The organism is Roseomonas sp. KE2513 (assembly GCF_016107305.1).
GTDB lineage: Bacteria > Pseudomonadota > Alphaproteobacteria > Acetobacterales > Acetobacteraceae > Roseomonas.
On the sequence record NZ_RCVR01000004.1, the window covers coordinates 235,074 to 257,137 of the forward strand.

Here is a 22,064-nt window from a genome sequence, read left to right on the forward strand (position 1 = left end):
GGCTGGCTCAGAGGGCGCCCTGTTTGGCGCGTCCCCACTCGGCCAGCAGAGATTCCGGCGGCAGGCGGCCCTCGAACCAGAGGCTCGCCGCGGCGCGGGACATCGCGGCGCCGTCGTGTCCGATATGGGGGACCGTCACCCTCCTCCAGCCGAAGGGCAGCCCGCGCCGCGCCGCTTCGGCGCGCCCGGCCTCGAAGTAGGACAGGGCCCGCGCGAAGCGGTGCGGACCCTGCGCCACCGCCTCGGGCTGGGACGGAAGGCTGGGGCCGCTGGTCTCGGTATCCGCCTCGCCGGAGAGGATGGTCAGGGGATAGGCAAGCAGCCGCTCAAGGTCCGCCTCCGTGGCGCCGATGCCGCCAAGGCCCGCCGGAAACGGGCGCCCGAGGTCCGGCAGGGTGAACCAGCCGGGGTTGCCGGCGATGGCGGCCTCGAAGCTGTCAGCGGGTTCGGTGGAGAGCATGCGGTGCAGGAACTGTCCGCCGGCCGAGTGCCCGAAGATCAGCGCGGGACGCCCGTCGGTCAGGCCGGCCTCGCGCAACGCGGCCAGGACGCGGGCGGGAATGCGGTAGCCGCGCCAAGCTGGGGAACGCAGACTGCCGTCCTCAGAGAGGACGAACCCATTATTATAGGTCTCGGCGCCCGGGAAGAGATCCGCCGGGAAGGTCGGGGCCACGATCAGCAGGCGGTGCCGCTCTGCGGCCTCGATCCAGAAGTCGCGGTACTCGTCGCCGTTGCGGCCCATGCCGTGCATGACCAGCACCACCCGCGCCTCGGGTTTCCAGTTTTCGGGGCGGTAGGCGTGCAGCATAACCGGACGGGCCGGGTCCCCGGCCGGATCCTCGAAGAGGATCGAGGCGCGGCCCGGCGCGGCGAGGGCCAGGGCGAGCCGAGAGGCGAAGGTCATGTGGGGATCCGGTCAGGCGGCGGGCGGGAGGCGGTGCAGGTGGTTCACTCGGCGCTGACCTCGGTGGCGAGCGTCGTCTGGTCCACCCGGCCGGGATAGCGGAAGCCGCGCCGGCTGGCCCAGGCCGCGCTCTCGAAATAGAGGGGCGCGACGGGCATGGCCTCCAGCGCCACGCGTCCGGCGGTGCGGAGCAGGCCCGCCCGGGCGGCCGGGTCCATGGTGGTGGCGGCCTCGCGTACCGGCGCGTCGAAGGTGGGATCGGACCAGCCGCCGTAGTTGCTGCTGCCCATGCCCCGCGCCGCGTCGCTCGTTGCGAGCCAGAGCTGGAGGAAGAGGAGCGTCTCCGGCGCATCCGCCGACCAGCCGCCCATAGCGACCGAGAACTCACGCCGCGCCCGCCGCGTGAAGAAAGTGGCGCTCGGCATGGCGTCCAGTTCCACCTTCACCCCGATCCGCTGCCAGTACTGCGAGACGGCCTGCGCGACGCGCGAATCATTGACGTAGCGGTTGTTCGTCGCGTGGAAGGTGAGCGCGAACCCCTCGGGGAACCCGGCCTCTGCCAGCAGCGCGCGGGCGCGGGCGGGATCATAGGGGAGCACGGGCAGGCCAGGGGTAGTGCCGGCCATGCCGTCGGGCAGGAATTGCGCGGCGGGCACGGCCACGTCGTCCATTACACGGGCGGTCAGGGCACGGCGGTCAATGGCGAGCGAGAGGGCCTGCCGCACCCGCGCATCGCGCAGCGGGTTGGGGCCAGCGCCGCCCTGCACGAAGGGGCTGGGGCTGCGTGCGGCGTCGAATTGCAGGAAGATCAGACGCGTGGTTGGCGAAGCAGAGACGTGGACGGAGCTGTTCTGACGAAGCCGGGCAAGGTCGGCCGTGTTCGGCGCCTCGATCAGGTCATGATCCCCGGCCAGCAGCCCGGCCAGCCGCGGGCCGGCGGCCGTGACGGGCAGCAGGCGCACCGTGGCCCAGCGCGGCTTCTCGCCCCAATAACCGTCGTAGCGCGCCAGCTCGATCGGGCCGCCCCTGGTGTAGGAGACAAGGCGGTATGGGCCGGTACCGATTGCGGCGGCGCCGTCGTTGAAAGCCTGGGCGTTCGGCCAGCTTCCCTCCACACCACATTGCTGATTGGCGGAGAAGTCCAGGTGCCCAGCGGGCACGAGGCGGCGCGGAAGGATGGCCAGGTTCGTCAGGTCGCTGGGCAGCAGCGGCATGGGTTCGCGGGTGGTGATCCGCACCGTTCTGGGGTCCAGTGTCTCCACCCGCTCGAAGAGGCGCACGTAGCGGGAGAAGGATTGCGTCACCTCCCCCTCGTTGTTGCGGATGCGGCAGAAGGAGGCGAGCACGTCCTCCGCGGTAAAGGGGCTGCCGTCGTGGAAGATGACGTGCGGGCGGAGATGGAAGAGCCAGCTGCGGTCGTCCTCCCTCTCCCATCGCTCGGCAAGGCCAGGAATGACGGAGAGGTCCCGCGCCGTCTCCGTCAGCGCGTTGAAGACGTGCTGGCGAAGGGTGGTGTTGGGCGTCAGCCCGTACTGGTGCGGGTCGGCGGAGGTCGTCTCCCCCGCCATGGCGATCCTGAGCCCCTGCGCCGAGGCCGCTCCGGTGGGCAGGGCGAGCGCGGCGGCGAAAGCGAGGGCGGCAATCCGGCGCATGGCGGCCCCCCCTCAGTCGAAGCCAAGGAAGCCGGGCATGGAGGAGATGGGCGGCGCCTTCGCCAGCGCCGCGATATCCGGCACCGGCCGCGCGAGTTCGGCGTCGCCGGCCACCGCCGCTTCGATCGCGGCGGCCACGCGAAGCACCAGCGCGTCGCCGCCGCGCGGCCCGACGATCTGCAGGCCGAAGGGCATGCCCTTGGCGTCCCGGCCGAGGGGGATGGAGATGGCGGGATGGCCGGTAAGGGTCACGATGTAAGCCATCGCCAGCCAGTGGAAGTAGGTGCGGGTCTTCTGCCCGTCGATTTCGGCCGGGAAGAGCTCCGACCAGGGCCGGGGCGAGATGGTGATGGCGGGTGTCACGATCAGGTCGTTGCCGGCCGCGAAGAACTCCTGCCAGCGGAGGTAGAGCTGTGTCTGGAGGATGCCGCCGCGCGCGACGTCCGCCGCCGAGTAGCCGAGGCCTTCCGCCACGTTCGCGCGCACGTTGGGCCCGACCAGCTCGGGCGTTTCGGCCACTTTTTTCGCGTGGGCCGCGACGAAGTTGAGCGCGCGCAGGATCTCAAAGGCCTCGTCCGCGCCGGCGCAGTCCGGGGTGGCCTCCTCGATGCGCGCGAAGAGGGGCGTGAGAGAGGCGACGCGGGCGCGGAAGGCCTCGCGCACCGTGTTCTCGACGAGCGCGATACCGAAATCCTCCGTCGCGGCAACGCGGAGCGAGGAGAGGTCGATCGGTCGCAGCGGCGTCCACATGTCGGCCACGCCGCGCACAGGCTGGCCGGGCAGCGTGTAGGAGAGCGGGTCGCGCGCGTCGTCGCCGGCCATGGCCGCGAGCAGCAGAGCGGCATCCGGCACGTTGCGCGCCATGGGGCCGAGCACCGGCAGGTTCTGCCAGCCAAGCAGGCGGCGCTCGCTGGAGACGAGCCCGGCACTGGGCCGGAAGCCGACGATGCCGTTGAAGGCCGCGGGGTTGCGGAGCGAGCCGCCGGTGTCCGAGCCCGAGCAGATCGCGAACATCCCCGCCGCCAGTGCCGCGCCCGAGCCGCCCGAGGAGCCGGCGGCGGAGCGCGTGGGATCATGCGGGTTGCCGGTCGCGCCATAAACGGCGTTGCGGGTGTTGGCGCCGGCACCGAATTCGGGTGTGTTGGTCTTGGCCGTGATGACCGCCCCCGCCGCGCGGATGCGTGCGACGGAGCCGAGATCGGCCTTCGGCACGTGGTCCTTGAACAGCGGGCTGCCGAAGGTGGTGACCAGCCCTTCGGTTTCCTCGAGGTCCTTGATACCGATAGGCAGCCCGTGGAGGAGGCCGAGCTTGTCGCCGCGCATGACCGCCGCCTCGGCCGCCTTGGCATCCGCCCGGGCGCGGGGCTCGTCCATGGCAACCACCGCGTTGATGGCTGGATTCACCGCGGCGATGCGCGCGAGGCAGGAGTCGAGCAGCTCCACGGGGGAGAGGCGCTTCGTCCCGATCAGCCTCCGGGCTTCGAGGGCGGTGAGGTCGCAGGGCTCGGTCATCGGCACATCCCGTCGGCAGATCAATCAGTAGGGTGGGCCGCGCCGGGGCGCGGCCCGGATCGGGCTAGTAGCCCATCGCGCAGCCGTCCTTGCGCGGGTCGGAGCCGCCGATCAGCACGCCGCGCTCCCGGTCGATTAGAATCGCCTGGCCGCCGCCATGCGGCTTCTTGATGAGCTTCGGCTGATGGCCGAGGGCGGCGAGCTGGCCCTTCAGCGCCTCCGGCAGACCGGTCTCGATCTCGACGTCGCGATGATTGGCGCCGACGCTCGGGAAGACGCGGGTAAGGTCCAGTGCCTCCTGCACGTCCATGCCGAACTGGAAGTGGTTCGTCAGGAACCAGCTCTGCCCCATCGGCTGGAAGTGCCCGCCCATCACGCCGTAGGGCATGATCGCTTGGCCATCCTTCATCACCATTCCCGGGATGATCGTGTGCATTGGGCGCTTGCGGGGCGCGATGCAGTTCGGGTGGCCTTCCTGAAGCCGGAAGCCGAAGCCGCGGTTCTGCAGCATGACGCCGCAGCCCTCGGCGAGGATGCCCGAGCCGAAGCCCTCGAAGAGGGAGTTGATGAAGGAGCAGGCATTGCCGTCCTTGTCGACGACCGTGAGGTAGACGGTATCCTTGTGCTTCTGCCAGTCCACGTCGCCAGGCGGCGGCAGCTCCACCATCGCCTTGTCGTCGCTGATCATGCCGCGGAGCTTGCCCAGGTATTCGTCGGACAGGAGCTTCGCGAGCGGCACCTCGACCTGGGAGGGATCAGCAAGGAAAGCGTCGCGATCGCGGTAGACGAGGCGCGCGGCCTCGAGGTGGCGGTGCAGGCGGGTGGCGGTCAGCGGCCCGCCCGGGTCGGGGAAACCGTCGAGGATGCCCAGCAGCATGAGCACCAGCAGGCCCGAGCCGTTGGGCGGGCACTGGAACACCTCCATCCCGCGCCACTTGCGGGAGATCGGGTCCACGAAGTTGGCGCTCGTCAGCCCTTCGGCGAAGTCCTCCTCGGTGTGGCTGCCGCCGGCCTCGCGCAGGGTGCGGACCATGTCGGCGGCGATGGGGCCGGTGTAGAATGCCCGCGCGCCGTCCTTGCCAATGGCGCGCAGCGTCTTGCCCAGTTCGGGCTGCACGAAGCGGTCGCCGAAGGCGTAGGCACGGCCGTCCTTCAGGAAGCGCCGGCTGGAGGCCGGGTTCTTCGAGAGCTTGTCCACGCAGTCCTCCCAGTCCGCGGAGACGCGGGAGGAGACGGCGAAGCCCTGTTCCGCGAAGCCGATGGCGGGCTGGAGGATCCTCTCCATGCTGAGCTTGCCATGGGCCTTGTTCAGCGTCTCCCAGGCGGAGACCGCGCCGGGCACGGTGACCGAATGGGCGGAGGTATTGACCATGGAGGTCAGCCCGTCGGCACGCAGGCGCTCAGGCGTGGCGCCCGCAGGGGCCCGGCCAGAGCCGTTGATGGCGATCACGCCGCCGGAGGCCGGGGCATAGAGGCAGAAGCAGTCGCCGCCGATGCCCGTGGACTGGGGCTCTACCACGCCGAGGACGGCGCAGGCGGCGATCGCCGCGTCGAGAGCGTTGCCGCCAGCCCGCATCGTATCCAGGGCCGCGAGGGTCGCGACGGGCATGGAGGTGGCGGCCATCGCGTTGAGGGCCATGGCCGGGCTGCGCCCGGGAAGATGAAGGTCGCGCATCGGCTGGACAGTGCCCCCCATTGTCGTCGGCAGGTCCGCCCCCCGAGGACCCGGGGCCGGGGGGGACGGCGTGCTGGTTCTGCGGCCCTCCCGTCCCGTGACGATCCGGCCGCGCCCGACCGGGATACGCCGGCTTGTGCGGGCAGGAAAGCCCGCCTCCTTCAACTGCCCGGGGGCATCCAGGGACGTGCCCGGGCCTGGGCGGCCATGCGGACGCCGGCATTGGCCGCGCCGTACCCGTCGTAGCCGCCACGACGCTCCACCACCTCGAAGAAGAAGCGGTCCTCGAAGGAGACGGTGAAGGCGTGGACGAAGGCGCCGCCCTGACCATCTCCGTCGTAGAGGAGGTGGCCCCTTTCCAGCGCCTCCAGTTCATCGTCCCCGAGGCCGAAGCGGGCACCGAGGTCCTCGTAGTAGTTGGCGGGGATCTCCAGCATGGGCGCGGCCCGGCCGGCGACGAAGGCTGCGGCGTCCGCGGTGGAGAAGGCGACGTGGTGCACCCCCGCCCCCGCGATCGCCGAGACGAAGCGCCCGGTCGCCGTCTGCCGGCTCTCCGAGACGTTCAGCGGCATCCTCACGCGCCCGGCGGGGTCGGCCATGGCGCGGCTGCGGACGAGGCCCTGCGGGTCCGGCAGGTCGAGCGGCGCCCCCGGCTCCAGCCCGAAGACGGCGCGGTGGAAGAGGACAAAGCCGTCCATCTGGCCGCTGCTGAGCGCATGGGCGACGTGGTCCACCCCACCCAGGGCGGGCCCGGTGGACTCGCTCGGGAGGAGGTGAAAGTCACTCTCCCAGATACTGCGCGCGCCGGGCTCCACCAGGTAGATGAGCGTGCCGTCCGGGGCGCGGACGGCGGGGATGGCGCGCTCCCCCTCCCCCACCCGCTCCCGCCATGTGGAGCAGAGAAGGGCTTCGGCGCGGGAGAGAGTGCGGGCGGCATTGTCCACGCGGAGTGCCGTCGCGCAGACCGAGGCGCCGTGGAGTTCGAAATGGCCGGCGGCGGCGCTGTCGGGCTCGGCGTTCAGGACGAGGTTCACGCCGCCCTGTCGCCAAAGCTCCACCGCCTTCGAGCGGTGCTGGCCGGCCTTCCGGAAGCCGAGGGTGGACAGGAAGGCCGCGAGATCCGCCCCGCGCCGCTCATCCACGGCAAATTCGAGGAACTCGACACCGCCCAGGGCGGGCGGCGCCGGCAGGGGGGCTGCGGGCACGGAGGGGCCGGCGATGACGGAATCAAGCCAGATGAGGGAACGGTGGCCGTCACGCGCGATGCGCCGGGCTGGCGCGGCGCGGAACTCGTCATTGAACACCTCGAGCGAGAGAGGCCCGCCGTAGCCCGCCTCCAGCACGGCACGGGTGAAGTCGGCGACGGCCAGTTCGCCCTGGCCGGGGAAATTGCGGAAATGGCGGGACCAGCCGAGCACGTCCATCGTCAGCCGCGGCGCGTCGGCGAGCTGCACGAAGGCGATGCGCTCCCCCGGCACCTCCGCCGCCAGGCCGTCCAGCGTGTCGCCCAGCGCCAGTGTGTGGAAGCTGTCGAGGATCAGGCCGAGTGCCGGATGATCGGCGCGTTGCACCACCTCCCAGGCCTGGCGCCATCGGTTGACGTGCCGGCCCCAGGAAAGCGCCTCGTAGCCGACGCGAAGGCCCCGGGCGGCGGCCCGCTCCGCCATCTCCCGCAGGTCGGCGGCGGCACGGGCAGGGTCGTCGAGGGCACCGGGCTGGGTGTTGCTGCAGACGAGCACGAGGTCCGTGCCGAGGGCCTGCATGACATCGAACTTGCGCTCGGCCCGGTCCATGTTCCGGCGCCTCTGCGGCTCGGGCATCGCCTCGAAGTCGCGGAAGGGCTGGAAGATGGTGATGCCGATCCCGAGGTCGGCCGCCATGGCGCGGACCCCTTCGGGCGGGCCGTCATGGGTCAGCAGGTCCTGCTCGAAGATCTCCACCCCCGCGAAGCCGGCGGAGGCCGCGGCCTCCAGCTTGTCCGGCAGGCTGCCCGAGAGGCAGACGGTGGCGATGGATTTCGGCAGGGCGCGGAAGGCGGCGCCGGGCGGCTCACGGGTGGGTTCGGGCATGCAATCCCTGGTGCGGTACTTGGCGCGGGCGGGCGGCGGGGTGCGCCGGCCGGGCCCGCGAGGCCGGCGCATCCCAGCTTAGAGCGGATCGCCGCCCCCTCTTCCAGCCCGCCGCGCCCTCCGCTATGCGCGGCGGATGGAGACGCCCGCCACCCCCGCCACCTTTGCCGAGTTCGAGCGCATCGAGATCCGTGCCGGCACGGTGGTGGAGGCGCGGCCCTTCCCGGAGGCGCGCAAGCCCGCGATCCAGCTCGTGATCGATTTCGGCGAGGGGATCGGCCTCCGCCGCTCCTCGGCCCAGATCACGGTGCACTACACGCCAGAGGCGCTGGTGGGGCGGCAGGTGATGGCGGTGGTAAACTTCGCCCCCCGCCGCATTGCCGGCTTCTCGAGCGAGGTGCTGGTGCTGGGCGCCCCGGACGAGGAGGGCGCGGTGGTGCTGCTGCGTCCCGACCAGGCCGTTCCCAACGGCGCGCGGATGTTCTGAGCCCCCTCTCCGCCCCCTTTTCCCGACAAGCCGCTCCGAGAGGACCGCGACCATGCCTCGCTACTACACCGTAACATGGGACCAGCTTCACCGCGATGCCAAGGCGCTGGCCTGGCGCCTGGTGGGCAAGGGCCCGGTGGAGGGCGGCTTCAGGGGCATCGTCGCCATCACCCGCGGCGGCCTCATCCCCGCGGCCATCGTCGCGCGGGAGCTGGACTGCCGGCTGATCGAGAGCGTCTCCGTCGTCACCTATGACGAGGAGGAGATGGGCAAGCCGCGCGTCGTGAAGCCGCCGGCGGCCGCGGGCACCGGGGCCGGCTGGCTGGTCCTGGACGACCTCGTGGATACCGGGACCACCGCCAAGGTGGTGCGCGCCATGCTGCCCGAGGCGCATTTCGCCACCATCTACGCCAAGCCCGCCGGGCGCCCGCTGGTGGACAGCTTCATCACGGAGGTGAGCCAGGACACCTGGATCCTCTTTCCCTGGGACACCGAGCCGCAGTTCGTCGCGCCCATCATCAAGACGGCCGGCGCGGCCGGGGCGTAGCGGGCGTCATGGACCTCAGCCGGGTGCAGCGGATCGCCGCCTACTCGGTCGGCGAGACGGGGGGCAACCCGGCGGGGGTGGTGATCGCGGACTCGCTGCCCGAGGGGGCGGCGATGCAGGCGCTGGCCGCAGAGGTCGGCCATTCCGAGACCGCCTTTGCCGCGCCCGAGGGCGACGGGTGGCGCGTGCGCTACTTCGCACCCGCGATCGAGGTGCCCTTCTGCGGCCACGCAACCATCGCGCTTGGCGCGGCGCTGGCGCTGCGGCACGGCCACGGCTGCTACGCCCTGCGTCTGAACGAGGGGGCAATCACGGTGGAGGGATGGCGGGAGGGCGGCCTGCGCGCCGCCCTGCAGTCGCCGCCGACACGCAGCGAGCCCGCGCCAACGGCACTGCTGGGCGAGGCGCTGGAGCTCTTCGGGATCGGGCCGGGGGCGCTGGACCCGCGCATCCCGCCCTCGCTCGCCGAAGCCGGCGCCCGCCACCTCGTCCTGGCGCTGCGGGAGCGGTCGGCGCTCGCGGCCATGCACTACGACCTCGCCCGGGGCGCCGCGATGATGGCGGCCGCGGGTCTGGCGACGGTCGCGCTGGTGCAGGCCGAAGGTCCTTCCCTCTTTCACGCCCGCAACGCCTTTGCGGTCGGCGGCGTGGCCGAGGACCCGGCGACCGGCGCTGCCGCCGCGGCGCTCGGCGGGCTGCTCCGGGACCTCGGCTGGCCGCATGGTGGGCGCATCGAGATCCGGCAGGGCGAGGATATGGGGGTGCCCTGCCTGCTTCACGCCGCAATCCCGGTGGAGCGGGGCGCCTCCGTCCGGGTCTCCGGAAGCGCGCGCCTCATCGGCTGAACACCCTCAGGCGGAGACGGGCTCGTCCTTGGCGACGAGGATCTTGTCCACGCGGCGCCCGTCCATGTCCACGATCTCGAAGCGCCAGCCGCCGAAGACGATACGGTCCCCCTCCTTCGGCACGCGGCGGAGCAGCGCGAGCATGAGGCCCGCCACCGTGTGGTAGGTGCCGGGCTGCGGCAGCACCGGCAGGTCGAGACGTGCCTTCAGCTCGTCGCTCGGCATCATCCCATCCAGCAGCAGGCTTCCGTCATGGCGCTCCACCGCGGGACCGGCGGAGGGCAGGCTGGCGGGCGCACCGAGCTCGCCGACGATGGCTTCGAGCAGGTCGGAGGCGGTGACGACGCCCTCGAAGGAACCGTACTCGTCCATGACGAGCGCGAGGCCGAGCGGGTCCTGGCGGATGCGCTCAAGCGCGTCGAGCGCCGAGAGGTTGTCCGGCAGCACCATGGGCCGGCGGAGGGCCGCCGCGACCGAAAGGTGGGTGCCGGAGAGGACCTGGTCCAGCAGATCCTTGGCCGCGACGACGCCGACCACGTTGTCCACCCTCCCGTCCGCCACGATGAAGCGGTTCACGGTCTCGCCCTTCAGCTTCTCCGAGACCTCCTCCGGGGTGGCGGCGCGGTCGAGCCAGACGATCTCGGGGCGCGGCGTCATCAAGGCGCGCACGGGCTTGTCGGCGAGGCGGAGGACGCGCTCAATCATGTGGCGCTCCTCCGTCTCGAGAGCGCCGGCCTGGGCGCCCTCGGCCACCACGGCCTTCACCTCCTCTTCCGTCACGGACTGCTCGACCGGTTGGTTCGCGCCCAGCAGGCGCAGGACGAGGTTCGAGGAGGAGGAGAGCACCCAGACCACCGGCGCCGAAACGCGGGAGAGCCTGGACATGGGGCGCGCGACCAGCGCCGCGATCCGCTCGGGGTGGCGGAGGGCGAGCTGCTTCGGCACCAGCTCCCCAAGGATGAGCGACAGGTAGGTGATGAGCACGACGACCAGGACGAGCGCCGCTTCCGTGCCATAGGGCGCGACGCCAGGAATGGCATCCAGCACCGGGCCGAGGGTGGACGAGAGCCGCGCGCCGCCGAAGGTCCCGGCCACGACGCCGATGAGGGTGATGCCCACCTGAACCGTCGGCAGGAAGCGCTGCGGGTCGTCGGCAAGCTCCATCGCGACCGTGGCCCCGGGCGAGCCCGCGCGCTCAAGCGCCGTCAGCCGGGCCCGGCGGGCCGAGACGATCGCCAGCTCGCTCATGGAGAAGACGCCGTTCAGCAGCACCAGGAGAATGATGATGCCGATTTCGAGGAGCGCCGACATAATGAGGATTGGGTTCCTTTGCTGAGCGTGGGAGGCTGGCCACGTGCCCGATGCAATTCGGGGGGCGCATCGGGGAGATAACACCCAATCGCCCCACTGGTCGTCCCCCGCCTTTGTTTTACACGGCGCAACATGATCACGCTGCGCCGCAATATTGCCGCGATTGGGCCCGGCCCGCGCCTCAGCCCGCGCGCTTCATCAGGGTGAGCGCAGGTCCCTCCCGCTCCATGTCGCCCGGATCGGCCGGGTGGTGGACGGGGGCGCCGCGCCGGAGCCCTGCACGCGATGAACGCGCTCGCCGCCCCGCGCCCTTCCCGCAACCCCGAGCCCATGCTGTCCGATTCCCGTCCGCCGCCGTCCTCCGTGGCGGGGCGCCTCGGGCGGCACCGCGTCACCCTCGGGATCCTACTGGTCGTCGCCGTCGCGCATCTCGGCGCCTGGTGGGCGATGAACCGGCCGGTCTCGATGCCCGACTTCCGTGGACAGGTGAACGGCCTCGCCTTCGCCCCCTATCAGCGCGGCCAGAGCGCCGAGGGGACGAACTGGCCCACGCCCGACCAGATCGAGGGCGACATTCGGCGTGTCTCGGGCATGACGCGCCACATCCGGACCTATGCTGTCCATGGCGGGATGGAGCGGATCCCGGAGATCGCGCGCGCCGCCTATCCCGACATGCGGGTGACGCTCGGCTCCTGGCTCGATCGTCGGCTGGACCGCAACGCCGCCGAGATCCGCCGCCTCGTGCAGGTGGCGCGCGAGAGCCGCAACGTCGAGCGCGTGCTGGTCGGCAACGAGGCCGTGCTGCGCGGCGACGTGACGCCCGCGCAGATGGTCGGCTACATCGAGCAGGTGCGGCGCCAGGTGCGCCAGCCGGTTTCTACCGCCGAGCCCTGGCACGTCTGGATCGACCATCCCGAGCTCGGCAACGCGGTGGACTACATCACCATCCACCTTCTGCCCTACTGGGAGGGGCTGCCGGTCGATGACGCTCTGCGCTTCATTATGGAGAAGTACGACGCCGTGCGGGCGCGCTTCCCCGGTAAGCGCGTGGTCATCGGCGAGGTGGGCTGGCCCTCCGACGGCGTGGCGCAGGGTGCCGCCCGCGCGAGCCGCGTGAACCAGGCGCTGTTCATGCGCAGCTTCTTCAACATCGCCGAGGCCCGCGGCCTCGAGTACTTCGTGATGGAGGCCTTCGACCAGCCCTGGAAGACCTCTTTCGAGGGCCGCGCGGCCGGCCACTGGGGCATGTACGACCTCGACCGCGCGCAGAAGTGGCCGCTGACGGGCCCCGTGCAGGAGACGCCAGCCTGGCTCGGCTGGGCGCTGGGCGCGAGCTTCGCGGCCTTCCTCTCGGCCTTCTTCTTCCTCTCCCGCCGGCCGGACATCCGCTGGCAGGGCAAGCTGATGCTCGCGGCTCTGTCGCAGGGCTTCGTGGCGCTCGGCACCTGCGTCGTGCTGGCGATGAGCGAGACCTACATGTCCACTACCGCGGGCGTGGTCTGGAGCCTGCTGGTCGCGGGGCAGGTGCTGCTGCTGGCGATCCTGCTGTCGGACGGCTTCGAGCTGGCTGAGACCGTCTGGGGCCGCGTGAGCAAGCGCCAGTGGAGCCCGGTGCCGGCGCCCGAGGGTACGCCGCTGCCCAAGGTCTCGATCCACCTGCCGATCTGCAACGAGCCGCCCGCGATGGTGCGGGAGACGCTCGACGCGCTCGCGGCCCTCGACTACCCCGATTTCGAGGTGCTGGTGGTGGACAACAACACCACCGACCCCGCGCTCTGGGAGCCGGTGGCGGAGCACTGCGCGCGGCTCGGCGCCCGGTTCCGCTTCTTCCATCTCGGCAAGTGGCCCGGGTTCAAGGCAGGGGCGCTGAACTTCGCCCTCCGCGAGACCGCGCCGGATGCTGCCGTGATCGGCGTGCTCGACAGCGACTACACCGTGCGGCCGGACTGGCTGCGCCGGATGGTGCCGTTCTTCAACCGCCCCGAGGTCGGCTTCACCCAGTCGCCGCAGGACTACCGCGACGCGCATGGCGGCCTCTTCAAGCGGCTGATGTTCTGGGAGTACGCCGGGTTCTTCAAGGCGGGGATGGTCACGCGCAACGAGCGCAATGCCATCATCCAGCACGGCACCATGACCCTCATCCGCAAATCCGCGCTCGTCGGCGCCGCGGTGGAGGGCAAGGCCTGGGCAGAGTGGTGCATCTGCGAGGACAGCGAGCTCGGCCTGCGCCTGATGCGCGCCGGCTGGGAGGCGGTCTACTGCCCGGACTCGATGGGGCGCGGCGTGATGCCGGACGACTTCTCGGCCTATCGCAAGCAGCGCCACCGTTGGGCTTTCGGCGCGGTGCAAATCGTGAAGGGCCACTGGCGCGCGCTACTCAACCCCTTCAACCGCAGCCTCACGCAGGGCCAGCGCTTCCACTTCGTCATGGGCTGGATGCCCTGGTTGGGCGATGCGCTGGGCTTGGCCTTCGTGCTCGGCGGCCTTGTCTGGTCGGTCGGCCTGGTGCTGATCCCGCTGACGCGGCTCTACCCGTCCTTCGACCTCTTCGGCGTGCACCTGCAGACCGAGGGGCTGCGGACCGCGCTCGTCGCCGCCGGGCTGTCGGACGAGTTCCCGATCACTCTCTTCATGATACCGAGCCTTGGCATCTTCGCCTTCAAGCTCGCGCAGATCTGGACGCTCTACCGTGCCCGGGTCGCCTGCGGGCCCTGGGACCGGCTCGGCGCCGCGCTGGGCGGCCTCGCGCTGACGCACACGATCGGCAAGGCGGTCTGGCAGGGCCTCTTTAAGCGGCGGGCGCACTTCGCCCGCACGCCGAAGATGGAGAATGCACCCGCCTTGGTGCAGGGGCTGATGACGGCGCGGCAGGAGGGCATGGTGATGCTGCTCCTCTGGCTGGCCGCGGCCGGCATCACCCTCGCCCATCGCGGCGGCACCTGGGAGGCGGTGCTCTGGACCGTGATCCTGCTGGTGCAGTCGGTGCCCTACCTCGCGGCGGTGTCGGTGGCGCTGGTGGCGGCCATGCCGGCGCGGCAGACCTCGGCGGTGCTGGGTGCGGTTTCGGCCCAGTCCTCCGCGGGCCAGGCGGTCGCGCGGACCGAGATGCACTAGGCGCGGGCACGAGTGTGAAAGAACGGGCCGCGGGGGGAACCTCGCGGCCCGTTTCTTTTTTGGGCGAGAAGTGAAAATGGTTAACGATGTTTGAAGATGCGGAACCGGCTGGACACGCGTTAAGCCCGCGGTAACGCTTCAGGAGCCCGCAGCGAATGGCCGAGATCCTTCTCCTCACCCGCAGTCCGCAGGACCGGCTTCAGGCCGCGCTCCGGCTTCTCGCCGCCGCACAGGAGGAGCAGCGCGCGGCTGTGAACGCCCTTCGTGAGAACCTTTACGTACTCCGCGACACGACGGCGAAGCTGCAGGACAGCGTGCACTGCTGGAACCGCGCCGTGGCCGCGACCGGGAAGGACCTGGAGACCGCGCGCGAGGCGGTGCAGACGCTGGCGAAGACCGCCGCCGCCATGTGACCTGCGCAGACTGTGGTCAGAGCGGCCGGATGTGGGTGGCGGAGCGCAGGACCGCCGGCAGGAAGCCGCAGGCCTCGTAGAATTTCCCTGCTGTTGCGGGAGCGCGGACCCGTACCGAATGGAACCCGTGCTCCCGCGCCGCATCTACGATCGCCTCCACCAAGGCGCGCCCCAGTCCACTCCCCCGATGCGCGGGAGCGACATAGAGGCGGCGGACACGGCCGGTCGAGGCCTCCTCGGCATAGGGGTCGACGGTCAGGCCCCCGATCCCCGCGAGGGTGCCGTCGCGCCAGGCAGCGAACAATGCCTCTCCGGGCGCGTCGAAGCGCAGCGTGCCATCGCGCCAGTCCTCCTCCAGCACCTGCAGCATCTTCCAGCCTTCCGCCCAGGCGGTGTCGCGCAGCAAGGGGAAGTCGGGCGGCAGGGTATCTACTCGCATGACGGCGGGCCCCCTCATCAGCCGCGATGGACGACGTGGAGCTTGTTGCCTACGGGGTCGCGCATATAGGCACCGTAGTAGTCGGGGGCGTAGCGAGGGCGCAGGCCCGGCGGGCCCTCATCGGTGCCGCCATGGGCCAGGGCGGCGGCGTGGGCTACGTCCACCGCCGCCCGGCTCGGCGCGGTAAAGGCGACCATGCAGCCGTTCCCGGCCGAGGGCGGCTGGCCATCGAAGGGTTCCTGCACGTCGAAAGTCGGATGGCGATGGCCGGGCGCCCGCCAGCAGACGCCGCGCGGGCCCCCGGCCGAGTCCGGGCCCCTCTCCAAGCCAAGCGGGAGCAACACGGCGTCGTAGAAGCGCGCCATCGCCGCGATGTCCCGCGCGCCGACCATCACGTGACTGAACATGACCCTACCTCGTCGCCTCGTTGGCTCCTGGACGAAGGCGCAAACCCCGGCGAAGGTTTCGGAAGGGCAGCGTTGCAGGGTCGGCCACCACGGGACCGGGCGCAGCAACGACCAGCACGCGCTCCGCGATCGGACCGAAATCGGCGCGGAAATGCACGCTGGACTTCACCGCGACGATCGCCTCCTGCGCGGGCTCTACGCCGAGATGACGGAACAGGGCGAGGTCATAGGCCTGCATCTTACGGCTGGTCACGATCGCCCGCACGCCGCCAATCGCGATGAGGGCGGAGGGGCCGAGATCGGCGGGGTTGCCGCCGGCCATGGCGCCCGTGCAGGTGAAGCGGCCGTTGGAGAGGCGCAGCACCCGCGCGCTGACGTCGAGCGGCGCGCCGTCGCTCTTGCCGCCCAGGCGGAGCGAGACGGTCGCCCCCTCTCCTGCCTTGTGGCAGGCGAGCGCGCTCTCGGCGTCGTTGATGGAGCCGAGCACGGCCTTCATCGCCTTCTGCCGCACGAGTTCCGCCAGCAGCCCCGTGGTGTCGCCGTGGCCGCCACCGCCGGGGTTGTCCTGCGTGTCCGCGAGGATGACGGGGCGCGGTGCCTTCACCTTCATCGCTTCCGCCACCGCCCGGTCGGCTGGGAGGATCTCGCCGGCGAAGTCGCGCTCCCGGCGGTTCAGCAGGGCGAGGAACTCGTCGGCCGCCGCATCCGCCGCCTCCTGCTCGGCGGCATAGGCGGCAACGGCCATGCCGCAGCCCGGGAAGTCGGCGTAAGGAAAGCCGAAGCAGAAGGCGAGCTCCGCAACGCCGTGGCGGGTTGCGATCCGCTCGCGCTCGGCGAAGACCTCGCTCATCGGGGGGACCAGCGTGCACTGGCTGGTGATGGGCAGGAGGAAATCCACCTGCCGGAAGGCGCGGGCGAAGGGACGGCCGCGGCGCGCGCGCTCCACCAGCAGGCGCAGCGCGCGGGCGCCGGCCTGCTTCATGTCAACATGCGGGTAGGTGCGGAAGGGGGAGACGGCGTCCGCGCGCTCCACCATCTCGGCCGTGAGGTTGCAGTGGGGATCGAGGCTGCAGACGACCGGCAGATCTGGCCCGACGATGGCGCGCACGCGGCGCAGCAACTCGCCCTCCGCGTCTGGAAAGGCTTCGGCCACCATAGCGCCGTGGAGGTCGAGATAGACGCCGTCGAGGGGGCCCTGTGCCAATGCCTCGACGAGGTCGGAGACGATCCAGGCGGAGACGCGCTCAAAGGCTTCGGCGGTCACGGGGCCGGCGGGGTTGGCGAATGCCCAGGAGAGCGGGGCGATGCCGATGCCGCTGTGCTCGGCGGCCGCGATGGCGCCTGCGGCGGGAACGCCCGTGTTGCGGAGGCCGTCGAGCAGCGTCGCGGGTCGCATCGGCGCGGGCCAGCCGCCGGGCTCGGCGAAGTCGCGCCAGCCCGTGGCGACGGGGGCGAAGGAGTGGCTCTCGTGCAGGAAGCCGCCGATGGCGATGCGCATGCTCAGCCCTTCGCGAAACCGGCCGTGGCGAGGACGGCATCAGCCAGGACGAGCATCCCGGCCTCCGCCTGGGCCGGGGTGATGCTCTCGGCCTCGTTGTGGCTGATGCCGCCGAGGCAGGGGGTGAAGATCATGACGCTCGGGACCTGGCGGGCGACGTAGACGGCGTCGTGGCCGATGCCCGTGGGCATGTCTCGGAAGCGGAGGTTGCGGGCGATCGCAGCATCGCGGAGACGCTGGGCCAAGGCGGGGTCGAAGCCGGTCTGCGGGAAGGACCAGAAGGGGGTGACCTCAACCTCCACGCCGCGCTCGGCCGCAACGGCACGCGCGCGCTCGCGCAAGGCCTCGGCCATGCGGTCGAGGGCGGCCTCGTCGCCGTTGCGGAAATCGACGCTGAAGGTAGCCCGGGAGGGGACGACGTTACGGCTGGAGGGCTCGATGGCGATGCGGCCAACTGTGCCGCGGGCGTCGCCGCCGCACTCGTGGGCGATGGCCTCGATCCCCTGAACAAGGATGGCGGCGGCGACCAGCGCGTCACGGCGGTGGGACATGGCGCCGCCGGCATGGGACTCCTCCCCCGTGACGATCACGTCGAACCATTGCTGGGCGAGGGCGTGGGTGACGATGCCGACGTCGAGGCCTTCCCTCTCAAGGATCGGGCCCTGCTCGATGTGCAGCTCAAAATAGGCCTCAAGGTCCCGCAGATCTGCGGGATCCGCCTCGCCGCGCCAGCCGATGGCTGCCAGCGCATCGCCGAAACGCGTACCTTCGGGGTCGCGGATGTCGAGCACCTCCGCCTCCGTGAAGGCGCCCATGGCGGCGCCACTTCCCATCATCGGCGGCGAGAAGCGCGCGCCCTCCTCGTTCGTCCAGTTGATGAGGACGATCGGCGCCTCGGTCTCCGTGCCGGCCTCGTGCAGGGCGCGCATGAGTTCGAGGCCGGCGAGCACGCCGAGCACGCCGTCGAACTTGCCGCCCGTGGGCTGGGTGTCGAGATGGCTGCCGATGGCGACGGGTCGGCGGGAAGGGTCGTGGCCCGGACGCAGCAGCGCCATGTTGCCGAGCCGGTCGGTGGTCAGTCTCAGGCCGACCTGCTCGCCCCAGCGGGCGAGCAGCGCCCTGCCCTCTCCGTCGAGTGCCGTCAGCGCCTGGCGGTTGCAGCCGCCCTTCGGCGTGGCGCCAATCCGCGCCATCTCCATCAGCGCCTCCCAGAGGCGCGTGCCGGAGAGCGGGAGGTTGCTCACGCCGCGCGCTCCACCCCGCACCACTCGGCCATCAGCAGCGCGATGCTGCGCGTGATGGCGTGCATGGAGGCGAGCGAGACACTCTCGTCGATGCCGTGAATGTCCTGGGCGTCCGGGCCGAAGCAGGCGACGGGAGTGTCCTGGTAGAGGGTGAAGAAGCGCCCGTCCGTCAGCCCCGTCGCGGGATACTCGCGCAGCTCGCTACCCGTGACTTCGGCGTAGCTGCGGCGGGCGAGGCGGCAGATCTCGCTCTCCATGTCGAAGGCACAGGCATCGGCCATGAAGCCCTTGAACTCCAGCGCCACCTTCGTGCCCCGCATTGTGGGGTCCGCCGCAGCTTCTGCCACGATGCGCTTGATGTCCGCCTTGGTCTGCGCGGCGCTGTAGCCGAGCATGACGCCGACGCGGAGCCCGATGCGGGCGCGGGTCGGCACGCTGCTGTTCCACTCCCCGCCCTCGATCGTGCCGAGATTGACGTTCACCGGATGGTTCACGCCGCGGAACGCCGCGTGGACATTCTCCGCCCGGTTACGCTCGTTCTCGTAGTCCTTGAAGCGACGGGCGATCGCCATGGCGGCCTCGATCGCATTGATGCCGGCGTGCATGTCGCGCACATGCGTGGGGCGGCCAGTGACGGTGACCCAGGCCCAGACGACGCCCACCTCCGCCGAGTACATGGCAGCCATCGAGGGACCGGGTTCGGGGATAACCACGGCATCCGTGCGTGGCATGGCAAGCATGGTGGCGAGCGCGCCGTTGCCCGAGCACTCCTCCTCGATCACCGCCTGCATCTGCACGGGGGCGGCGGGCTGCAAACCGGCCAGGCGGAGCGCCTGGAAAGCCGTGAGGTATGAGACGATGCCGGCCTTCATGTCGCCGGCGCCGCGCCCGAACATCCGTCCATCGCGAACGGATGGCTTGAAGGGCGGGGTGATCCAGAGGTCGGCCGCGCCCTCGGGCACCACGTCCACATGGCCCTGGAGCGCGAGGCTGCGGCCGCGAACCTCGCGGGGGGTGTGGATGGCCGCCACGTTGTCGCGGCCCTCATAAGAGATGAGGGGGGGCGAGAAGCCGGGATGATCGCGAAGTTGCTCCGGCAGCGTCGGGATCCGCCGCGGGGCGAGGCCGAGCGATTCGTAATTTTCGGCCATGAGGTCGAGCGCCCCCGCCTCCTGACCGAGGGTGGAGGCGCAACGGACCAGGGCGGCGAGGCGGTCTGTGGCCTCGCCCTCCAGGGCCGTGACGGCATCCAGGATGGCGCGGCGGGCGCCGGGGTCGAGATCGGGCATGGGATGTCCTGGCCGGTTGGAAGCGCGGCAGGCTAACCGCTTCGCGCCGGGTGTCGAGGCGGGGGATGCGGGACGACCGCGTGGACAAGCAACCGCCCGGTCCATAGGGTCCTGGCCCATGCAGGCCTTCGACAACCCGTTGGAATCGGCGCACGCGCCGCAGTTCTTCCTCATGCGGGGCGTGCTTCGCCCGAATTTCGAGGTGCCCGCCCGGGCGGCGGCGCTGCGGGAGGGGCTTCGGTCGCTCGGCATCGTACCGGAGGTGTCCGAACCGGCCATGCGCGCGGCGCTGGAAGGCGTGCACGCGCCGGACTACCTCGACTGGCTGCGGGACGCCGCCGCCGAATGGGCGGCCATCCCCGGCGCCGGGCAGGAGGTGGTGGCGAACATCCATCCCTCCCCCGAAATGCTCGCGCAAGGGGCACGGTCGTCATCCAAGGCGGTCGGGCGGGCGGGGTGGTACACGGCGGACACCGCCTGCCCTGTCGGGCTGCGCACCTATGAGGCGGCGGTCGCCGCGGCCGGTTGCGCCCTGGCAGCGGCCGGGGTCGCGGCGCGCGGCGGCATGGCTTACGCGCTCTGCCGCCCGCCCGGGCACCACGCCTACGCCGCGCGGGCTGGTGGGCACTGCTACATCAACAACGCGGCGCTGGCCGCTCAGGCCTTGCGCGACGCGGGCGCGGACCGGGTGGCGGTGCTCGACATCGACAGCCACCACGGCAACGGCACGCAAGGGATCTTCTGGTCGCGCGGTGACGTGCTGACCGTTTCGGTCCACGCCGACCCGGACGCCTATTATCCCTGGTTTGTCGGCCACGCCTCTGAAACGGGCGGCGGCGAGGGCGCCGGCTTCAACCTCAACCTCCCGCAGCGCATGGGCACGGGCGACGAGCACTGGCTGGAAGCCGTGGCCGCCGGGATCGCGCGCGTGCGCGCCTATGGGGCGGAGGCACTGGTCGTCTCCCTCGGCTTTGACGCCTCCGAGCACGAGCCGCTGGCCGCGCTGCGGGTGACCGAGGAGGGCTTCGCGCGCGCGGGCGCCGCCATCGCCGGCCTTCGCCTGCCGGCCGCCATCGTGCAGGAGGGGGGCTATAATACCGAGGTGATCGGCGGGTTGTTGGCGCGCTTCCTCGGGGCCTGGGGCGGTTGAGCCTCGCGCGCGTCACGACCTTCTCCTTCCACGGCGTCGAGGCGGTTCCGGTCGAAGTTCAGGTTCAGGTGGCCGCGGGGCTGCCGGCTTTCACCGTGGTGGGGCTGCCGAACAAGGCCGTCGGCGAGAGCCGCGAGCGGGTGCGGGCGGTGCTCTCCGTGCTCGGGCTTTCGCTGCCGCCGAAGCGGATCCTCGTGAACCTGGCACCGGCCGACCTCGTGAAGGAGGGAAGCCATTTTGACCTTCCCATCGCGCTCGGGCTGCTCGCGGCGATGGGCGTGATCCCCGTCGATGAGTTGGCGGGCTATGCGGCCATGGGGGAGTTGGCGCTGGACGGCACGATCGGGCCCGTGGCCGGCGTACTGCCCGCGGCGCTGGCCTGCGCAGCGCGTGACCTTGGGCTCGTCTGCCCGGCCGAGCAGGGGGCGGAGGCGGGCTGGGCGGGGGCGACGGAAGCTCTGGCGGCGCCGGACCTCCGCACGCTGATCGCTCATTTCCAGGGACGCCAGGCGCTCTCGCCGCCACCTAGCCCGCCCCCGGCCGTGCGCGAGGCGGACGGACCCTGCCTTTCGGAAGTGCGGGGGCAGGAGAGCGCCAAACGCGCCCTCGAAATCGCGGCGGCCGGGGCGCACAACCTGCTGATGATCGGGCCGCCGGGCTCGGGCAAGTCGATGCTGGCTGCCCGGCTGGCAGGATTGTTGCCCGACCTCTCCCCGGCTGAGGCGCTGGAGGTCAGCCTCGTGCGCTCCGTCGCGGGCGGGCTGGAGGCGGGGCGGATCAGTGCGCGGCCACCCTTCCGAGACCCGCACCACTCCGCCTCCCAGGCGGCATTGACCGGGGGTGGGCCGCGCGCCCGGCCCGGCGAGGTGAGCCTGGCGCACCGGGGCGTGCTATTCCTCGACGAGCTGCCTGAATTCCCCCGCCCCGCGTTGGAAGCGCTGCGACAGCCGCTGGAGAGCGGGCGGGTGACGGTGAGCCGGGCGGCGGCACATGTTTCCTACCCAGCGCGCGTCCAATTGGTGGCCGCCATGAACCCGTGCCGCTGCGGCTATCTCGGCACTGCGGGGCGGGAGTGCGGGCAGGCGCCGCGCTGCGGAGAGGCTTACCAGGGAAAGCTCTCGGGCCCGCTGCTCGACCGCATCGACCTGACGATCGAGGTGCAGCCGATCGCGCCGCGGGAGTTGGCCCGCGCGCCCTCGGGCGAGACGAGTACGGTGGTTGCGGCGCGTGTGGCTGCGGCCCGCGAGGTGCAGCTGGCGCGCTATGAGGGGCAGCGTTTTTCGACCAACGCGGAGGCGCCCGTGGAGGCGATCCGCGAGAGCTTCGCCGACGAGGCGCTTGGGCTGGCCGAGACGGCGGCGGAGCGGCTCGGCCTCTCCAACCGGGGCTTCACCCGGGCGCTGCGGGTGGCCCGGAGCATCGCGGATCTCGCGTTGGAGCCGGTGGTCGGGCGTGCGCAGGTGGCGGAGGCGCTGGGCTTCCGACTGCGGAAGCCCAACGCCGGGTAG

18 protein-coding genes are annotated in these 22,064 nt (G+C 71.4%); 7 read left to right on the forward strand and 11 right to left on the reverse strand.

Annotation, left to right across the window (positions count from 1 at the left end; translation table 11 throughout):
* Positions 1-7 precede the first annotated feature (7 nt).
* The 5 genes from D9599_RS06280 to D9599_RS06300 form a co-directional block, all read right to left on the reverse strand.
* Complete coding sequence (locus D9599_RS06280; protein WP_198380353.1) at positions 8-904, reverse strand: alpha/beta hydrolase; 897 nt, start codon at positions 902-904, stop codon at positions 8-10.
* Between the two features lie 44 nt (positions 905-948).
* On the reverse strand, positions 949-2,556 hold the full coding sequence (locus tag D9599_RS06285) for an ABC transporter substrate-binding protein (protein WP_198380354.1): 1,608 nt from the start codon (positions 2,554-2,556) through the stop codon (positions 949-951).
* Positions 2,557-2,568: 12 nt separating this feature from the next.
* Positions 2,569-4,068: an amidase gene (locus tag D9599_RS06290; RefSeq protein ID WP_198380355.1), complete on the reverse strand. Its 1,500-nt coding sequence runs from the start codon at positions 4,066-4,068 to the stop codon at positions 2,569-2,571.
* 64 nt (positions 4,069-4,132) lie between these two features.
* Positions 4,133-5,743 carry a gamma-glutamyltransferase family protein gene (locus tag D9599_RS06295; protein ID WP_198380420.1) on the reverse strand — a complete coding sequence of 537 codons (1,611 nt, stop codon included), beginning with the start codon at positions 5,741-5,743 and terminating at the stop codon, positions 4,133-4,135.
* Positions 5,744-5,904: 161 nt separating this feature from the next.
* Complete coding sequence (locus D9599_RS06300) at positions 5,905-7,812, reverse strand: bifunctional sugar phosphate isomerase/epimerase/4-hydroxyphenylpyruvate dioxygenase family protein (RefSeq protein WP_198380356.1); 1,908 nt, start codon at positions 7,810-7,812, stop codon at positions 5,905-5,907.
* Between the two features lie 136 nt (positions 7,813-7,948).
* Here D9599_RS06300 and D9599_RS06305 point away from each other — a divergent pair, with 136 nt between their 5' ends.
* From D9599_RS06305 to D9599_RS06315, 3 genes are read left to right on the forward strand one after another with little or no spacing between them, the layout of a single operon-like run.
* The gene (locus D9599_RS06305) at positions 7,949-8,299 is read left to right on the forward strand and encodes a tRNA-binding protein (protein WP_198380357.1); all 351 of its coding nucleotides are present in this window, start codon (positions 7,949-7,951) and stop codon (positions 8,297-8,299) included.
* Positions 8,300-8,351: 52 nt separating this feature from the next.
* Positions 8,352-8,846 carry a xanthine phosphoribosyltransferase gene (gene gpt / locus D9599_RS06310; protein ID WP_043836469.1) on the forward strand — a complete coding sequence of 165 codons (495 nt, stop codon included), beginning with the start codon at positions 8,352-8,354 and terminating at the stop codon, positions 8,844-8,846.
* Positions 8,847-8,854: 8 nt separating this feature from the next.
* Positions 8,855-9,691, forward strand: a complete 837-nt coding sequence (locus tag D9599_RS06315) for a PhzF family phenazine biosynthesis protein (protein ID WP_198380358.1) — start codon at positions 8,855-8,857, stop codon at positions 9,689-9,691.
* Between the two features lie 6 nt (positions 9,692-9,697).
* On the opposite strand, the gene D9599_RS06320 is transcribed toward D9599_RS06315, so the two are convergent.
* Positions 9,698-11,002: a hemolysin family protein gene (locus D9599_RS06320; RefSeq protein WP_198380359.1), complete on the reverse strand. Its 1,305-nt coding sequence runs from the start codon at positions 11,000-11,002 to the stop codon at positions 9,698-9,700.
* A gap of 285 nt (positions 11,003-11,287) precedes the next feature.
* Between D9599_RS06320 and D9599_RS06325 the strand changes: the two genes are divergently transcribed.
* Both D9599_RS06325 and D9599_RS06330 read left to right on the forward strand, forming a co-directional pair.
* On the forward strand, positions 11,288-14,116 hold the full coding sequence (locus D9599_RS06325; protein WP_232480192.1) for a glycosyltransferase: 2,829 nt from the start codon (positions 11,288-11,290) through the stop codon (positions 14,114-14,116).
* Positions 14,117-14,271: 155 nt separating this feature from the next.
* Positions 14,272-14,529 carry a hypothetical protein gene (locus D9599_RS06330; protein WP_198380360.1) on the forward strand — a complete coding sequence of 86 codons (258 nt, stop codon included), beginning with the start codon at positions 14,272-14,274 and terminating at the stop codon, positions 14,527-14,529.
* A 16-nt stretch (positions 14,530-14,545) separates the two neighbouring features.
* Here the strand turns inward: D9599_RS06330 and D9599_RS06335 are convergent, their stop codons facing one another.
* From D9599_RS06335 to D9599_RS06355, 5 genes are read right to left on the reverse strand one after another with little or no spacing between them, the layout of a single operon-like run.
* The gene (locus tag D9599_RS06335) at positions 14,546-14,968 is read right to left on the reverse strand and encodes a GNAT family N-acetyltransferase (RefSeq protein ID WP_198380361.1); all 423 of its coding nucleotides are present in this window, start codon (positions 14,966-14,968) and stop codon (positions 14,546-14,548) included.
* A gap of 17 nt (positions 14,969-14,985) precedes the next feature.
* Positions 14,986-15,375 (reverse strand): VOC family protein, encoded by a 390-nt coding sequence (locus D9599_RS06340; protein WP_198380362.1) that lies wholly within the window; start codon positions 15,373-15,375, stop codon positions 14,986-14,988.
* 4 nt (positions 15,376-15,379) lie between these two features.
* Positions 15,380-16,873 carry a M81 family metallopeptidase gene (locus D9599_RS06345; RefSeq protein ID WP_198380363.1) on the reverse strand — a complete coding sequence of 498 codons (1,494 nt, stop codon included), beginning with the start codon at positions 16,871-16,873 and terminating at the stop codon, positions 15,380-15,382.
* A gap of 2 nt (positions 16,874-16,875) precedes the next feature.
* The gene (locus tag D9599_RS06350; RefSeq protein WP_198380364.1) at positions 16,876-18,117 is read right to left on the reverse strand and encodes a Zn-dependent hydrolase; all 1,242 of its coding nucleotides are present in this window, start codon (positions 18,115-18,117) and stop codon (positions 16,876-16,878) included.
* Entirely contained in the window at positions 18,114-19,406 is a 1,293-nt protein-coding gene (locus D9599_RS06355; protein WP_198380365.1) for an ArgE/DapE family deacylase, read from the reverse strand. The genes D9599_RS06350 and D9599_RS06355 overlap by 4 nt, the downstream gene beginning before the upstream one ends.
* Positions 19,407-19,524: 118 nt before the next feature.
* Between D9599_RS06355 and D9599_RS06360 the strand changes: the two genes are divergently transcribed.
* Together D9599_RS06360 and D9599_RS06365 are read left to right on the forward strand one after the other, a co-directional pair.
* Complete coding sequence (locus D9599_RS06360) at positions 19,525-20,556, forward strand: histone deacetylase family protein (RefSeq protein WP_198380366.1); 1,032 nt, start codon at positions 19,525-19,527, stop codon at positions 20,554-20,556.
* Positions 20,553-22,064 (forward strand): YifB family Mg chelatase-like AAA ATPase, encoded by a 1,512-nt coding sequence (locus tag D9599_RS06365; RefSeq protein WP_198380367.1) that lies wholly within the window; start codon positions 20,553-20,555, stop codon positions 22,062-22,064. Before D9599_RS06360 ends, D9599_RS06365 begins: the two co-directional genes overlap by 4 nt.

Coding starts and splice junctions, on each gene's coding strand:
- D9599_RS06315 (WP_198380358.1), top strand. CDS start 8,855: ATGGACCTCAGCCGGGTGCAGCGGATCGCCGCCTACTCGGTCGGCGAG.
- D9599_RS06360 (WP_198380366.1), top strand. CDS start 19,525: ATGCAGGCCTTCGACAACCCGTTGGAATCGGCGCACGCGCCGCAGTTC.
- D9599_RS06335 (WP_198380361.1), bottom strand. CDS start 14,968: ATGCGAGTAGATACCCTGCCGCCCGACTTCCCCTTGCTGCGCGACACC.
- D9599_RS06325 (WP_232480192.1), top strand. CDS start 11,288: ATGAACGCGCTCGCCGCCCCGCGCCCTTCCCGCAACCCCGAGCCCATG.
- D9599_RS06290 (WP_198380355.1), bottom strand. CDS start 4,068: ATGACCGAGCCCTGCGACCTCACCGCCCTCGAAGCCCGGAGGCTGATC.
- gpt (WP_043836469.1), top strand. CDS start 8,352: ATGCCTCGCTACTACACCGTAACATGGGACCAGCTTCACCGCGATGCC.
- D9599_RS06345 (WP_198380363.1), bottom strand. CDS start 16,873: ATGCGCATCGCCATCGGCGGCTTCCTGCACGAGAGCCACTCCTTCGCC.
- D9599_RS06305 (WP_198380357.1), top strand. CDS start 7,949: ATGGAGACGCCCGCCACCCCCGCCACCTTTGCCGAGTTCGAGCGCATC.
- D9599_RS06340 (WP_198380362.1), bottom strand. CDS start 15,375: ATGTTCAGTCACGTGATGGTCGGCGCGCGGGACATCGCGGCGATGGCG.
- D9599_RS06320 (WP_198380359.1), bottom strand. CDS start 11,002: ATGTCGGCGCTCCTCGAAATCGGCATCATCATTCTCCTGGTGCTGCTG.
- D9599_RS06355 (WP_198380365.1), bottom strand. CDS start 19,406: ATGCCCGATCTCGACCCCGGCGCCCGCCGCGCCATCCTGGATGCCGTC.
- D9599_RS06285 (WP_198380354.1), bottom strand. CDS start 2,556: ATGCGCCGGATTGCCGCCCTCGCTTTCGCCGCCGCGCTCGCCCTGCCC.
- D9599_RS06295 (WP_198380420.1), bottom strand. CDS start 5,743: ATGCGCGACCTTCATCTTCCCGGGCGCAGCCCGGCCATGGCCCTCAAC.
- D9599_RS06280 (WP_198380353.1), bottom strand. CDS start 904: ATGACCTTCGCCTCTCGGCTCGCCCTGGCCCTCGCCGCGCCGGGCCGC.
- D9599_RS06330 (WP_198380360.1), top strand. CDS start 14,272: ATGGCCGAGATCCTTCTCCTCACCCGCAGTCCGCAGGACCGGCTTCAG.
- D9599_RS06300 (WP_198380356.1), bottom strand. CDS start 7,812: ATGCCCGAACCCACCCGTGAGCCGCCCGGCGCCGCCTTCCGCGCCCTG.